Origin of the sequence: Dyadobacter crusticola DSM 16708 (assembly GCF_000701505.1) — a bacterium.
Lineage (GTDB): Bacteria > Bacteroidota > Bacteroidia > Cytophagales > Spirosomataceae > Dyadobacter > Dyadobacter crusticola.
Map to the genome: position 1 here is coordinate 1 of NZ_JNJB01000001.1, position 14,366 is coordinate 14,366.

General features: G+C 44.1%; 16 protein-coding genes and 1 tRNA gene. 12 read left to right on the top strand and 5 right to left on the bottom strand.

The features are described 5' to 3' along the window. Nucleotides 1-332 (top strand): integrase core domain-containing protein (locus Q369_RS0100005; protein WP_031525397.1); only part of this gene is annotated, 332 nt, incomplete at its 5' end. Nucleotides 333-423: 91 nt separating this feature from the next. Here Q369_RS0100005 and Q369_RS0100010 read toward each other — a convergent pair. Both Q369_RS0100010 and tilS read right to left on the bottom strand, forming a co-directional pair. After that, a tRNA-Ser gene (locus tag Q369_RS0100010) sits at nucleotides 424-508 on the bottom strand. A gap of 78 nt (nucleotides 509-586) precedes the next feature. Then, nucleotides 587-1,945: a tRNA lysidine(34) synthetase TilS gene (gene tilS / locus Q369_RS0100015; protein ID WP_051663845.1), complete on the bottom strand. Its 1,359-nt coding sequence runs from the start codon at nucleotides 1,943-1,945 to the stop codon at nucleotides 587-589. Between the two features lie 120 nt (nucleotides 1,946-2,065). Between tilS and Q369_RS0100020 the strand changes: the two genes are divergently transcribed. The 11 genes from Q369_RS0100020 (at nucleotide 2,066) to Q369_RS0100070 (ending at nucleotide 11,598) form a co-directional block, all read left to right on the top strand. Next, on the top strand, nucleotides 2,066-3,676 hold the full coding sequence (locus Q369_RS0100020) for an OstA-like protein (protein ID WP_035332774.1): 1,611 nt from the start codon (nucleotides 2,066-2,068) through the stop codon (nucleotides 3,674-3,676). Between the two features lie 175 nt (nucleotides 3,677-3,851). Next, a complete protein-coding gene (locus tag Q369_RS0100025) occupies nucleotides 3,852-4,472 on the top strand; it encodes a T9SS type A sorting domain-containing protein (RefSeq protein WP_031525402.1) in 621 nt (206 codons plus the stop codon). A 75-nt stretch (nucleotides 4,473-4,547) separates the two neighbouring features. Next, nucleotides 4,548-5,474, top strand: coding sequence for an outer membrane protein assembly factor BamD (locus tag Q369_RS0100030; RefSeq protein WP_031525404.1), 927 nt, complete (start codon nucleotides 4,548-4,550; stop codon nucleotides 5,472-5,474). A gap of 42 nt (nucleotides 5,475-5,516) precedes the next feature. Further along, on the top strand, nucleotides 5,517-5,831 hold the full coding sequence (locus Q369_RS0100035) for a DNA-directed RNA polymerase subunit omega (protein WP_031525405.1): 315 nt from the start codon (nucleotides 5,517-5,519) through the stop codon (nucleotides 5,829-5,831). A 127-nt stretch (nucleotides 5,832-5,958) separates the two neighbouring features. Further along, the gene (gene coaBC / locus Q369_RS0100040) at nucleotides 5,959-7,164 is read left to right on the top strand and encodes a bifunctional phosphopantothenoylcysteine decarboxylase/phosphopantothenate--cysteine ligase CoaBC (RefSeq protein WP_031525407.1); all 1,206 of its coding nucleotides are present in this window, start codon (nucleotides 5,959-5,961) and stop codon (nucleotides 7,162-7,164) included. After that, a complete protein-coding gene (gene porD, locus Q369_RS0100045; RefSeq protein ID WP_031525408.1) occupies nucleotides 7,149-8,078 on the top strand; it encodes a type IX secretion system protein PorD in 930 nt (309 codons plus the stop codon). Before coaBC ends, porD begins: the two co-directional genes overlap by 16 nt. A 1-nt stretch (nucleotide 8,079) precedes the next feature. Next, nucleotides 8,080-8,319 (top strand): LSM domain-containing protein, encoded by a 240-nt coding sequence (locus Q369_RS0100050; protein ID WP_031525410.1) that lies wholly within the window; start codon nucleotides 8,080-8,082, stop codon nucleotides 8,317-8,319. A 51-nt stretch (nucleotides 8,320-8,370) separates the two neighbouring features. After that, nucleotides 8,371-10,026, top strand: a complete 1,656-nt coding sequence (recN, locus tag Q369_RS0100055; RefSeq protein ID WP_031525412.1) for a DNA repair protein RecN — start codon at nucleotides 8,371-8,373, stop codon at nucleotides 10,024-10,026. 37 nt (nucleotides 10,027-10,063) lie between these two features. After that, the gene (locus tag Q369_RS0100060; protein WP_031525413.1) at nucleotides 10,064-10,498 is read left to right on the top strand and encodes a hypothetical protein; all 435 of its coding nucleotides are present in this window, start codon (nucleotides 10,064-10,066) and stop codon (nucleotides 10,496-10,498) included. A gap of 7 nt (nucleotides 10,499-10,505) precedes the next feature. Continuing rightward, nucleotides 10,506-11,165 carry an SCO family protein gene (locus Q369_RS0100065; protein ID WP_031525415.1) on the top strand — a complete coding sequence of 220 codons (660 nt, stop codon included), beginning with the start codon at nucleotides 10,506-10,508 and terminating at the stop codon, nucleotides 11,163-11,165. A 7-nt stretch (nucleotides 11,166-11,172) separates the two neighbouring features. Then, a complete protein-coding gene (locus Q369_RS0100070) occupies nucleotides 11,173-11,598 on the top strand; it encodes a c-type cytochrome (RefSeq protein ID WP_229206696.1) in 426 nt (141 codons plus the stop codon). On the opposite strand, the gene lptC is transcribed toward Q369_RS0100070, so the two are convergent. From lptC to Q369_RS0100085, 3 genes are read right to left on the bottom strand one after another with little or no spacing between them, the layout of a single operon-like run. Next, entirely contained in the window at nucleotides 11,595-12,173 is a 579-nt protein-coding gene (lptC, locus tag Q369_RS0100075) for an LPS export ABC transporter periplasmic protein LptC (RefSeq protein WP_084165614.1), read from the bottom strand. The two genes, Q369_RS0100070 and lptC, sit on opposite strands and share 4 nt — an antisense overlap. Nucleotides 12,174-12,180: 7 nt before the next feature. Continuing rightward, nucleotides 12,181-13,473 carry a BamG family beta-barrel-assembly machinery protein gene (bamG, locus tag Q369_RS0100080; RefSeq protein WP_229206697.1) on the bottom strand — a complete coding sequence of 431 codons (1,293 nt, stop codon included), beginning with the start codon at nucleotides 13,471-13,473 and terminating at the stop codon, nucleotides 12,181-12,183. After that, nucleotides 13,457-14,179 carry a type III pantothenate kinase gene (locus tag Q369_RS0100085; protein ID WP_031525420.1) on the bottom strand — a complete coding sequence of 241 codons (723 nt, stop codon included), beginning with the start codon at nucleotides 14,177-14,179 and terminating at the stop codon, nucleotides 13,457-13,459. The genes bamG and Q369_RS0100085 overlap by 17 nt, the downstream gene beginning before the upstream one ends. Nucleotides 14,180-14,366 lie beyond the last annotated feature (187 nt).

Sequence of the window (14,366 nt, forward strand, 5' to 3'; positions counted from 1 at the left end):
GCTTCCCAAAAGCAATCCGATCCGATAATGGGCCGGAATTCACCTCCAAAGATTTTGCAATCTGGTGTGAGGAGAAAGGCATTGAAACTAGGTATATACAGCCGGGGAAGCCAACTCAAAACGGCTATATCGAACGATTTAACCGACTGTATCGGGAAGCAGTATTAGACGCATATTTGTTCTTTGACCTGGATCAGGTCAGGCAACTAACAGCTGAGTGGATCGAAGAATATAATCAGCGACGGCCGCACGAAGGACTGGGCAATTTGACCCCATTTGAGTGGAAGGAGTTGCTGGTGAAAAAAGTAATTCAACAACAAATGACTGTCTGAAAAACGGGGCACTTACAAGAGTCTTTTGATGTCCTGACGAGCATAAAAAAAGAAACCCCGTTTAATGATTAAACGAGGTTTTATATTCCTGCAGAGAGAGAGGGATTCGAACCCCCGGACCTGTTACAGTCAACGGTTTTCAAGACCGTCGCAATCGACCACTCTGCCATCTCTCTAAATGTTTCGGCGTATCCGAAACGTGGTGCAAATGTAAAAACAAAATGTTTTAACGCAATAAGTGAGTGGAAAATCTTTTAATAAATTTGATCTTCCTGCTTGTTACTATCATCCGAAAAGTGAATGGAGATAGCCTTCCTGGTGCCTGCGTCAACCTTATAGCGTTCGTCCGACCTGATTCCAGCTAGCCAAATGATATCCCCGTTCCCATTTACAAGCACTTTTACTCGCTGCTTCTGAAACCGATCCAGCTTCATGTCAGTAAGTAAATCGCTTACCTTCTTTCGCTTTCCGCCCATTCCGAAAGGACAGAAGGTATCGCCCGTTGCCCAATCCCGTAGCTGCAAAGGAAATTGGACAAGCGCCGCGTTGAAGAATGCAAGGTTTTTGTCTTTTAATTGCGCCAAATCCCAGCTTTGCGCCTCTCCTACGTATAATGAAGTATTCCCTGATAAAGTGTAATATCCAACTTCGGAGATCGTGACCGCACTGGTTTGGAGATGTGCATTTTTCCTGAGGATTATAAATTCCCGATCGATCAACAACTCATGTGAAGCCGAAAGGAAGATCTTGCCAGGAATATCAGCAACAGCTTTCAGTATTGAACCTGCTGCGCTATACGCGAAACCATAATCCTGCAGAAGTGAGGATAACCTGAAAAACGGTTCGCTAGAAGAAAGCAGCCTCTCCTTATTAATATAGATCAATCCATCAGACTCTTTTACAACTTCTCTTTTCCATGCATTCATCAACTCTTTAAGCAAGTTGTCTGTCGCAAGCAGTCTTTCAGAAACGGTCACGAAGGTATGTTCCAGCGCCGGGTTTAGTGTTTTCAAAACGGGCACCACCTCATGCCTGATCTTATTGCGCTGATAATCCAAGGAAGCATTTGATCGATCCTCGCGCCAATGAATATTATGGTCTTCTGCGTATCTGAGTACCTCCCCTCTCGTCATTCGCAGCAATGGTCGAATTATGTTGCCGGCCTGCGGAGCAATACCTTTCAGACCAGACAGCCCGGTTCCTCGCGTCAGGTTCAACAAAGCTGTTTCGAGGGAATCATTGGCATGATGAGCAGTTATAACCCATTGATATTGGCCATTTTGTCTGATATCTTCAAACCATTTATACCGCAATTCCCTTGCTGCCATCTGAGTTGAAACTGACTTTTGTTTTGCGAAAGCCTTGGTGTCAAAAGTTTTTACAAAAAATTCGAAACCATATTGATACGCTTTTTGCCGTACATAACGCTCGTCTTCATCAGATTCTTCCCCACGCAAACCGAAGTTACAATGCGCTACTCCGGCCTGGAATCCGTGTTTGTGGAACAAATGCATAAGTACCATCGAATCCACACCGCCACTCACCGCAAGCAAGGATCGCTGCGCATTGAAGTCCCAGCCTTGTTGGTTAATAAAAGTTAAAAAAGAATCCACGTTGAACCTCAAAAACGTATTTGATGTACTTTTGAAGCAACCAGATAGATCAACCTTCGCCTGGGATGCCTCATTATAAGCAACTGCGGTAAATTCAAAGGTAAAGGAAAGAACAGTAACATGAAGAAAAAAAATTACAACAGCGGCTGCAACTCTTTTAAACTTTCACGCGTCATCAATATCAAAGACAATATCAATAACCGAACGTTCTTTTCTTTACTGTTTTTATTATCAAGTCTACTGTCCATCAATGCATTGGCCCAGAATAACACCGGTTCCAGTGAGGATCTGGTTGAAATTCTGAAGTCTGATGAACTTGAAATAATCAATGCAAATGGCGTTGATTCACGACGGGTTACCAATGGTGTTTTTAAGCACAAAGGTGCTCTTTTATATAGTAACCTTGCGATTCAGAATATCAGTACAAATGTCATTGAGGCCTTTGGAAATGTCAAAATTGTGCAGGGAGATACCGTCACCGTAACAGGAGATACACTCTATTACTACGGAAACACGCGACTTGCCATTGTTAGCGGCAGGAAAACTGTTTTGAAAGATAGCAAGCGCACATTAACGACTCGCAAGATCGAGTACGAAATGGCGAATGGGATTGCCTATTACAAGCAACCGGGGCGCACAGTTGACGAAGAGAACGTCCTGACGAGTAAAGAAGGCTTTTACAACACCGCGACAAAGGAATTTACCTATTACCGGAATGTAAAGCTCGTCAACAAAAAATATACGCTCACAACGGATACGCTGCTTTACAACTCCCTCACCAAGTGGTCCTATTTCAACGGGCCTACAAAGATTGTCAATAAGGATGGTACGGTGGTGGGAACCAAGGGGCAGTATAATACTGAGTCGACGCAATCTTCTTTTCATAAAAGAACAACTGTTGACAATGAAACGTATACACTTACCGCAGACTCGCTTGTGGTTGATGGGAAAACTAACAACGGACAGGGGAAAGGAAATGTGGTGATTGTTGCCAAAAAGGACAAAACAGTTTTGAATGGTGACGAAGGCTATTACTGGAAATCAAAAGGTTATTCGAAGATTTTTGGTCACGCTTACGTCAGGAATGTGGTTTCGGACGATACGCTTTATATCCGGGCAGATACGCTTTACTCGTACGAAAACGCAGCTGATTCAACCCGGAAGCTGATTGGAAATAAGAATGTTTTTATTTACAAAGCTGATTTTCAGGGTAAATGCGATTCCATAAGTTATAATACCGCTGACTCAGTGATCCGGTTTTTTCGACAACCGATTTTGTGGAGCCAGCAATATTACCAAATGGAAGCCGATTCGATCACTGCGTTTTTGGTCAACAATGAGATTAACAGGATGTTGCTCAAGGGGAAATCATTTGTGATTACGGAAGATACCCTGGTTCGGCAGTTCAACCAGGTGAAAGGACGTACGATTAATGCATTCTTTGACAAGGGAAATAAACTGAAACAGGTTTTGGTGGATGGAAATGGCGAAAGTGCTTATTACGCGGTGGACGACAAGCAAAAGAATATTGGTCTCAACAGGGTTGAATGCGGACGAATGAACCTGCTTTTCGAAGATAATAGAGTCCAGAAAATTTCATTCATCGGCAAACCTGACGGTAAGCTGATCCCGCCGGCGAAGATCAAGCCGGCAGAGCGGCAACTGGATGGTTTCAGCTGGCGGATCAAAGAAAAGCCGACCCGGGAGAAGACAACCTGGGCAGAGTTATAAAAAAGTAGTGCAGAGAGAAGTTGGTGAGGTGTGCGGCACGGTTTTTTACGCTAAAAAAATAAAGTTAGCCGTTCACACAATATATATTGAATATACAATTATTTCTCTATATTTTTGTAGTGTACTTTTTAACTAAATTCTAAAAAATTAGTCAATAAGTATCTGAATACCAGCTATGAAAAGATATATACTTTGTTTACATATGGTGATTGCATTTGCGCTCTGTTTTGAGGGTCTAAATGCACAGTCAGTATCCGGAGGGAGCCGACTGAATATTGTTGGAAAGAAGAAACCAGTCACTTCCAGCAACTTGAAGTTCGCGGTTATGCCGGACGGTCTCAGTTACAAGCCACTTTCTCTACAAAATCCAAAAGCACTGAACAACTTTTACACTTCCTTCTTATTTTCAAGTTCTACGAATTCGGATAGCAACAACTTACTCGCTTCGGAAACGGTTGAAAAAAGTGGTGAAAGAAAGTCTAATGCGGTAGAAGCACAGGCGAAAGTAGAAGAGTTGCTTTACGTAAATGATAAAATTTCCGTATCTAATATTTATCCCAACCCAGCCAGCGAATATGCAGAACTTGATTTCACTATTTCGCCTTCGGTAAGGGAGGCTAAATTGATCTTCTACAACGTCTTAGGATCGCAGATGGATCAGTTTACATTAAACAAAAATGACAGAAAGCTTCGGGTAAATACTAGAGACATGCCAACCGGCTTGTACTTTTACCAACTGTCTGTTGATGGAAAGAAAGTAGCCACTAAAAAAATGCTTGTTCGCCATCAGCAATAGGTTACTAATTAACACTAGATCAGCTACGCTTTCGTTATGAATGGTGTAGCTTTTTTTATTACCTTTGCAGCCAATATGCGAAAAAACAGTCCGGCAAGCTATTTCTTGCTTTTCATTTCAATTCTGCTTCTCACTACTTCTTGTAGCAAATTCTCTCGATTACAGAAAACAGGTACTGACCAGGAGAAATACGATGCAGCAATGGCGTACTACAAAAAAGGGGATTTCTACAGATCGGGACTCCTTTTTGAAGAGCTGATCCCTCTGCTGAAAGGTAGTACAGAGTCTGAGCTCGCTCAGTTTTACTACGCGTATTCGCAGTACCACCAGAATCAATATAATACCGCTCAATTTCTTTTTAAGAAATTCTACGATACTTACGCACGCAGCGACTATGCGCAAGAAGCGTATTATATGCACGCATTTTCGCTATACAAGGACTCATCGCCTTACAACCTGGATCAAGCCAGCACGCATACTGCGATTTCGGCCATGCAGGATTTTATCAACACTTATCCTGAAAGCGAGTTCCGGGATGAATGTACCAAGTACATTCTTGAACTGCGCTCAAAGCTCGAACGAAAAGCCTATGAGCGTGCGAAGTTGTATTACAAAATCAGTGACTTCAATATTGTTTCTCTTAAATCGGCGGTAATCTCGATTGATAACTTCAAAAGGGATTTTCCCGATTCCCGATACAATGAAGAGCTAGCATTCCTGAAGGTAGAATCGCAATATAATCTTGCCACAAACAGCTTTATTGATAAACAAAGGGAACGTTATCAGGATGTTGTGAAGTTTTACCAGGAATTGATCGACAAGTATCCGACCGGCAGATATAATCGCGATGCTGAGAAGATGTTTGATGACAGTCAGAAGCAAATCGAAGTAATCGCAAAGCTCGAACAAGAAAGACAGAAACTGAAAGAAACACAGCCAGAGCCTTCAAATGCACCGACCAGGGTTACCACTCCTGCAATTGCGGAACCAAAAGGACAGTAGAATACATTAACAGATTTAGAATTTTTCAAACTATATAAGACAATGGCAACTAATCCATCGATCATTACACGGGATACTGATAAAATAGCTGACGTTACCGGTAACCTGTACGAATCCGTATCCGTTATTTCAAAGCGGGCGCGCCAGATTTCAAGCAAAATGAAAGAAGAGCTTAACAATAAGCTTGCCGAGTTTGCTTCAGGTGTAGACAATCTGGAAGAAGTTTTCGAAAACAGAGAGCAGATAGAGATTTCTAAGTTCTACGAGCGTATGCCGAAGGCCGGAAGTATTGCAATCGATGAGTTTATTGAAGGCAAAACTTACAGCAGCTACCGTACCAGCTCCGACGAAGAATAACAAGCATTGACACTGAGAAGCCAGCCCCAATATAGATTGTGGCTGGTTTCTTATTTTATACCTTGCGGAAACTTCTGCAATGGTTTGCAGAAGCCTGATCTCTATTCCGATTTTAACTTCTTAGCCTTTGAACCTCAAAGACAAAAAGATCCTGGTTGGCGTTTCGGGCAGCATCGCCTCCTATAAATCAGCTTTGCTGGTCAGACTTCTGGTGAAAGCCGGAGCGGCAGTTCAGGTAGTTATGACAAAAGCTGCCACGGAATTCATTACCCCACTCACGCTTTCGGTTCTTTCCAAAAATCCGGTTTACAGCGCTTTCACAGGCGGCGATGGCAGTGAATGGAACAACCACGTCGACCTCGCACTTTGGGCGGATGCGATAATCATTGCTCCTGCTACTGCACGAACACTATCGAAATGCGCAACCGGAAATTGCGACGACCTCCTCACTGCTGTTTACCTTTCAGCCCGCTGCCCCGTGTTTTTCGCGCCAGCAATGGACCTGGATATGTTTCACCATCCGTCAACAAAGCAAAATATTAGCTCGCTATCCGCATTCGGGAACATTTTTATCCAACCTGAATTCGGTGAACTAGCGAGCGGGCTTACAGGCGACGGAAGAATGGCCGAGCCTGAAACGATCGTTTTGCGCCTTGGCAATCACTTTGCACAGCAACCGGTAGCCAAAAATAAAAGGGTATTGATTACTGCGGGACCTACTGTCGAGCCGCTTGATCCAGTCCGGTTCATCAGCAATCATTCATCTGGAAAAATGGGCTATGCGCTGGCGGCGGCATTCTCAGCGGCAGGAGCACAGGTTACGCTGGTGAGCGGACCTACTCAAATGAAAGAAATAGCTGGCGTAAATCGCATTCAGGTAATTACTGCGAGCGAAATGCTGGAAGCGACGACAAAGCATTTTCCGCAACAGGATCTTGTCATTTTCGCAGCCGCAGTAGCTGATTATACGCCTAAATACGTCGCAGACCAGAAGATTAAAAAGCAGGGTACTGAGCTATTTTTAGAACTGACTAAAACGCAGGACATCGCAGGAACACTCGGTCCGGCAAAAAGTGACAGGCAAATATTGATAGGCTTTGCACTTGAAACCGAGAATGAAGTGCAGAATGCAGCAGAAAAGCTGGCCCGCAAAAACCTCGACTTCATAGTTTTGAATTCTCTTAATGATGCAGGTGCTGGATTTGCGCACGATACCAACAAAATTACCGTTATTGAAAGGAACGGTACCAAGCGCCTCTTTGAGCTGAAATCTAAAGAGGAAGTTGCCCGGGATATTTTAAAAATTGTGATTGATAAATGGAGCGAAGCATGAAAGGTATTTTATCGTTTTTCGCAGCGTTGCTGATTTGTTGCTGTTCAAATAATGCCTCTGCCCAGGAGTTTCAGTTTACCGTGAACCTGAACTATGAGCAGCTTGTGGCGCAGCAGAAAACGGATCCGCAGTCAATGAACCAGCTGCAAACCTATATGAACGATTTTCTTAATAATACGAGGTGGACAAATGACCAGTTCGCGAAGGAAGAGAAGATCAAGTGCAAGCTGAATGTAAACCTTACGCGCTCATTAACTCAGGGCAGTTATGAAGGAAACGCGCAGCTGGTGGTTTCCAGACCGGTTTATAATTCCAATTATGAAACTGTGCTGCTCACTTACGTAGATAAGAACTTCTCCTTTACTTATCTGCCAAACACGCAGCTTTATTTTAATGAAAACAGCTATACGGAAGAACTACCCTACATTCTGGCGTTTTACGCCAATGTGGCACTAATCTTTGATTACGATTCTTTCAGCAGAATGGGTGGAGCTCCATACGTACAAAGAGCATTTAACCTGGTTAACCAGGCACGTAATGCGTCGCCCAATAAGCGGGGTTGGGACTCAGGTGGTGATTCGAGGAACAGGTACTGGCTAATTGAAAATTTAATGAGCCAGCAGTTTACTCCGTTCCGGGAGGGTATGTACAAGTACTATCGTCAGGGCCTGGATGTGGCGACACAAAATCCCGCAGAGACACGCGCCAAAGTTCTCGAATTTCTAACAACAATAAAGGAAGTAAATCAGCTGAGACCTGCAAGTGTCGTCGTCAATGCATTCTTTGACGCAAAATCGGACGAGTTGTTCAGAATTTTGATTGAAGCGCAGCCCGAGGAGCGTGCGCAGGCTTACAATTTACTGGTGAGCCTGGATCCTACCAAAACACAACTATACCAGCGGCTTTCGTTATAAAATGAGTAAAAGACTGGGTCGCATATCATCTCCGCAGCTTCCTGCGCAACTTCAATCGCTCTTAAATCAAGAAATTACAGCGGTTTTGAACAATGGTAAAACTTATTTCGGCACACTGGCTAGCTTTAACGAAAGTAACCTGGTTATCGAAGATACACGAAGTCACCCGCATACATTGGCGATTTCCGAACTATATGAAGTTGTCTACGACGCTAATTCAGCGTTGAACATTAATTCATAGCCGCTCACCGGTTATATTTTCGTATTGTGAATATCATAAGTATATTCAGACATGCTTTCTAATTTACTTATCAAAAATTACGCGCTGATCAAGCAACTGGAAATGTCGCCGGATCAGGGCCTAAATATTATAACAGGAGAAACCGGCGCGGGTAAATCCATCATGCTGGGTGCGATAGGCTTGCTGCTTGGCAACCGGGCGGACGTCAAATCACTTTATGATTCTTCTGAAAAATGTGTGATTGAGGGTAGCTTCAACCTGGCCGGCTATGATCTTGGGCCGAATTTCGAAGAGGAAAACCTCGATTTTACTGACGAATGCATAATCCGCCGCGAAATCGCTGTATCTGGCAAATCACGTGCATTTATCAACGATACACCCGTTAATCTCGAAACTTTAAAGAAAATTGGCGGGCAGTTGCTGGATATCCATTCGCAGCACGATTCCATTTTGCTGGGTAGCAATGATTTCCAGTTACAAGTGATTGATTCTTTCGCGACTAATTCAAATCTTCTAAAAACCTACTCAAAGCATTACACAACATTCCGGGATGCGGCTACCAGGCTGGACCAACTACAAAAAAAAGCCGGGCAGCTAAGAAAGGAGTTTGATTACGATCAGTTTTTGTTTCAGGAACTCAACACGGCGAGCCTGAAGTCTGGCGAGCAGGAGAAGCTGGAAGAAGAGCTGACGATCCTCGAAAATGCTGTTGAGATAAAGGAGCGGCTGCAGCTGGCTCACACCTACCTTGATAATCCGGAGGCTTCGGTACTGGATTTTCTTAAAAATACAATCAATGCATTGGGCCAGGCTGCACGGCTGGTCGGCGGTTACGAAACACTCCGGCAGCGTGCGCAAAGCGCATTGATCGAGTTGCGCGACCTGGCCGATGAAATAGATCAGGTTAACAGTTCTGTTGAAGTCGATGCAGGACGGAGCGAGGAAGTACAGGGAAGATTGGATCTGATCTATAATCTGCTCAAAAAACACCAGGTATCGACAGTGGACGAGCTGCTCGCCATTGAATCAGAGCTGCAAAACAAGCTGACAGTTGTCCTAAACCTGGACGATGATCTGCAAGCTGCCGAGACCGCCACTGCCCAGGCCAGGGAAGCAATGCTGAAAAGTGCGGCTGCGCTGTCTGAAAGCCGGAAAAAAGTGGCGCCTGCCATTGAAAAGCTTATTCTGCAAAGACTGGCCGAACTGGGCATTCCGAATGCAAGTCTTTCGGTGCAATTTGCAGAGACTGCCCCCTCGCCTACCGGTACGAATGCGGTCACATTCCTGTTCAGCGGCAATAAAGGAATTACTCCGCAGGAATTGAGGCAAGTAGCCTCAGGCGGTGAATTCTCCCGCCTTATGATGGTAATTAAATACATACTTGCCGATAAACGCAAGCTTCCTACCATTATCTTTGACGAAATTGACACCGGCGTCTCTGGCGAAATAGCCAAGCAAATGGGCAAAATGATGCAGAATATGGCCGAAAAACATCAGATCATCGCAATTACCCACTTGCATCAGATTGCCAGCAGCGGCGATGCGCATTACTTTGTTTATAAAGACCATTCATCGGATCGGACGGTGAGCAAAATCAAGAAGTTGTCCATTGATGAGCGGGTGCAGGAAATCGCGCAGATGATCGGTGGGCACAACCCTTCCGAGGCTGTTTTGCTCAATGCACGGGAGTTGATTTTAAAAGGTTAAAAGTCCATTTAATTACCACGTAAAACTTACTCCCTTCATGAAACAAGTTTTTGCATTAACAATCCTGATCAGCCTTATAGCCGGCTGCACAAAGAAAGAAGAAGACAAAGTAGCCACACTTGAAAATGAGGTGTTGGCTATCCACGATGAAGTAATGCCTAAAATGGATAGCATTATGCTGTTGAAATCCAGGTTGTCAAAGAAAATCCAGGAGATTGATAGCCTGAGTAATGTGGGCGTGAGCAGCAATACAATGGCGGAACAGCGCATCAAGGCAGTGGATCTCAACCAGAAATTGAATGAATCTGATAAGCTGATGATGGACTGGATGCACGAGTACAGAGGCGATTCGGCTAAAAAGCTGAAACCGGAACAGGCTGTTACCTATTTTGAAAGTGAAAGAGACAAAATCCTGCAGGTGAAACAGCTCACCCTGAGATCAATGCAGGAAGCCGCAATATTCTTACAGTAAAGATTTTATGAAGTTTAATAAAAGTTATCTACTCAACGCTTGCGCCTCCCTATTACTTTTTTGTGTTGCATTGTCATCCTGTAACAACAATGATAAACTCCCCATACTCGGTGAGCGCGACTGGACAACAAAGACGGTGAATGGAAAAGAGGTGGTGGATACGATCTACAATGTAATCCCGCCATTTTCTTTTGTAAACCAAAATGGAGAAACCATCACGGAGAAAGCAGTCGAGAACAAAATTTATGTCGCTGATTTTTTCTTTACTACCTGCCCTACTATCTGTCCGGTAATGAAGCGGCAGATGATCAAGGTCTACAACGAATACAAAGGAAATAAGGATGTAATGATCCTCTCCCATTCCATCGATCCTGAACACGACACGCCAGAGGTACTTAATAAATATGCGAAGGATTTAGGCGTTGAAGGAAATCAGTGGCAGTTCTTGACAGGTGAAAAGGAGAAGATCTTCAAGATCGGACAAACGAACTACATGGTTACAGTTGAGACCGACAGTGGCTCAGCGGGCGGTTTCCTGCACAGTGGCGCATTTATCCTGATCGACAAGGAGAAGCATGTTAGAGGAATGTACGATGGTACAACTGATGAAGGAGCAGAACGCCTTATCCGGGATATGAAGAAGCTATTGAAAGAGTACGAAAGTTAATACTGCTTTGAGAATATCCTCCATGATCCGGATTGCATTCCTGTTTTGCTGCATTGCCTTCATATCGTGTAAGAACGAGGAAGAACTTAAAACGGAGCAGTATTTCGTAGAAGGAATGCAATTGTATACGACGCATTGCTCAAACTGCCACCAGAACACCGGCGAAGGATTATCTAATCTCTATCCACCCATCAAAGGCTCTGATTTGCTTAAAGATAAAGCTTTCGTTTCCTGTGTTATTAGAAATGGAATGGAAGGTACTATCCTGGTAAATGGGAAGGAATTCAACCGGCCAATGCCGGGAAATCCGAAACTTACAGATATCGAAATAGCTGAAATAGTAACCTTTGTGTCTGTAAAGTGGGGGAAAGATAGTGTTTACACCCCGATAACCTTTGTAGAGCAGGCACTTGCAAATTGCAAAACCCGCTAAGGTCCGCTGAACTTATAAATTCCGGTTGCCTTTCTGAACTTGATCCGGGTAAAATCCTGCTCTGCATCCATCCCGATCGCATTGGTTACCTCCGAAGTACGATTGTTACGAACCGCAAGTGGCTTATCTGTGAACACTTTCCTGGTCCGCGGACTCCAGCTAAGCTCAGATGTGGTCATAATCTCCTGCGTCTCGGATTTTACAACCCGCACATTCCCTTTCACAATGTAAACATCTGAGGATTTATCGTATCTGCCGGAATCCGAGCGCAGACGGGTAACAACCTGGCCCAGCGTATCGTAAAAACTGATGTTGATTGTATCCGGAAAGATCTGGTTGTCATTTTGGAAGCGCTGGGATCTGGGTGTTTTCATCAGCACTTTGATTTTTCCCTGCTCACTGTATTTTACCTGTACCTCATTGATAACTTCGACAGGTCCGGTATACAATGCGCCAACCTTATTCTTCTTGTCTTCGCAAGATGAAAGCAGTATTCCCAGTAGGCTTACAATACAAAAAGGAAGAATGAGCTTACCTGCCGTAATTATGTTCCAAATGAAAATGACGGCTTTCATGACATGATTAATCTAGTTTCTGTTTGATGAACCACCTTTCCAACAACGTAATGCCAAGAACAGCACGGGCATAGCGCTCCTTGATCTGTCCCACCCCCGAATTCCCTCTTTGTCCTCCGATTAAAGAAACCGAAAGGAAGTTCTGATAGCCGCGGCCCATCGGGAATGTAAATCCGAGACTGATGTTTGCATCGTTTACATTCTGCCCGGCCACTACGTATGGCGTATTACCATAGCTGAACCCAAGGCGGTATCTTACCAGGTTAAAGTAGTTAAGAGAAGTAAATCGTGGCAGGTACTCAGCACCAAGGTGAATGCGGTTAACATCCCTGAGTGATTCGCTTACATTGGCGAAATTACGGTACTGCGACCAGGACTGGCGACTGTAATCTGCTGAAAGGATCAGCTTGAAAGGCCATTCGAGACTAGCACCAACCTGGTATTGTTCAGGAATGGTTAGGCTACCCGAAATGTTATTTTCAAGTGTATCAGGCAGTGTAACCGGGAAAGAATCCTGGGTCAGCTCGAACGTCGTTGTATTTTCAGAATTGAGGCTGGTGCTAAAACTATATGCACCTCCCAGGTTAAGATTCAGCTTATTTTCTTTTTTAATGGGGATCCTTACTGCTGCTCCTGCTCTGAAAGCTATGTCGGAATAAGTTGTCCTTTGATTCAAACTAACCAGGTAATTGTTTGCAGGATTTTCACCAGGCCTTCTAAGAAAAACTTCTGAGGATTTCCTGGCATTGCCAAAAAGGTAGCTGCTTTCCAGCCCAACACTGATATACTTATTGATCTGAACCGAATTTGTGATAGAAGCCTTGTTTATACCACCTTTTCCAGACGTTGAATACTCCGCCTCTGAATCCGTTCCTACCACTGGCCTGGTAGCCTTATTTTCATAATCAATAAAGCTGTAAGGTTTTAGATTAACTCCGATCACCCACCGTGGTTTTACAGGAAATGAGAGTGAAAGATAAGCAAGGTTTGCGCCAAAGTTGGTTTGCTTGTCAGACCCTGCCGTAATATCCTTGTATTGTGTAACAAGGCCCACATCCAATGTTGTAAAACGGTTTCGAACCCAGAGTGCCGGGTTAAGGTTGTTGATCTGGAAGCCACTTGCAGTACTTACCCCTGATTGTCCCATTCCCGAGTTATCGGAGTATGCCTCGCCGTAGAACTCCCCTATCCCGAGTGAAGAATAAGGCGAGTTGCCAAGACCTTGTGCTTTGAGATTTGCACAACTCCACCCCAGTGTTATTGTTAATGTAAGTAGTAATACTTTATTGTATTGAGACATTATAAGTTAGAATTCTGTTCAAGCCTATTAAAACCAGTTCCGGCACCGCAAAGATGGGCGGTTTCAGGCTACTTTCAAAAAAAGTAACATCTCCGCCACACATAACTACGCGCAATGCCGGGAATTTGTGTCGGTACCTTCTAATTATTCCTTCAATTTCTGCAAGCACTCCATTCATGACCCCGCTCAACATGGCATTTCTGGTACTTTTGCCAATGAGCTGCGGGTCTTTTTCCGGATCGATCAGGGGAAGTCTTTTGGTAAACGAATTCATCGCCTTGAATCGCATTCTTACGCCGGGAGAAATCAACCCGCCCTGAAAAGCTGCATTTTGATCGATAAGATCATAGGTAATGCACGTTCCCATATCTATAACCAGCAAATCTTCGTCCGGAAATAATGCATTCGCACCTGCAGAGGCAGCGATCCGGTCCGCGCCGAGTGTTTCCGGCGTATCATAAACCTTCGTGATCGGCAGAGGCAACTGGGGAGTAAGTGCCATCACTGAAATGGGCAACTGAAGTGCTTTTCTGAACTCTTCCTCAGTGTAGCTGACCGAGGAAAAGAGAATGTAATTCGGACTATCCCGCCGAACAGCCCTAACTAATTCTTCAAAATTCAACCCCGTCGTATAGCGTAATAGTTTTTCCCCCTGGAACCAGCCAATTTTGGAATAAGTGTTGCCGGAATCAATGACAATATTCATGTTAATCGGAAAACCTGGTCCGTAATTGAACCGCAACAAATATCCCGATTTTATGAGGTACAGGCAAACAAACGAGAGAAACTGGCATCTTAAATAAAGTTAAAACGGTCATTTTCTGGCAAATGGGGAACAACAAAGATTTTTAACTACATTAGTTTGGAAATACAAAACAAATTTTGCACCTTCG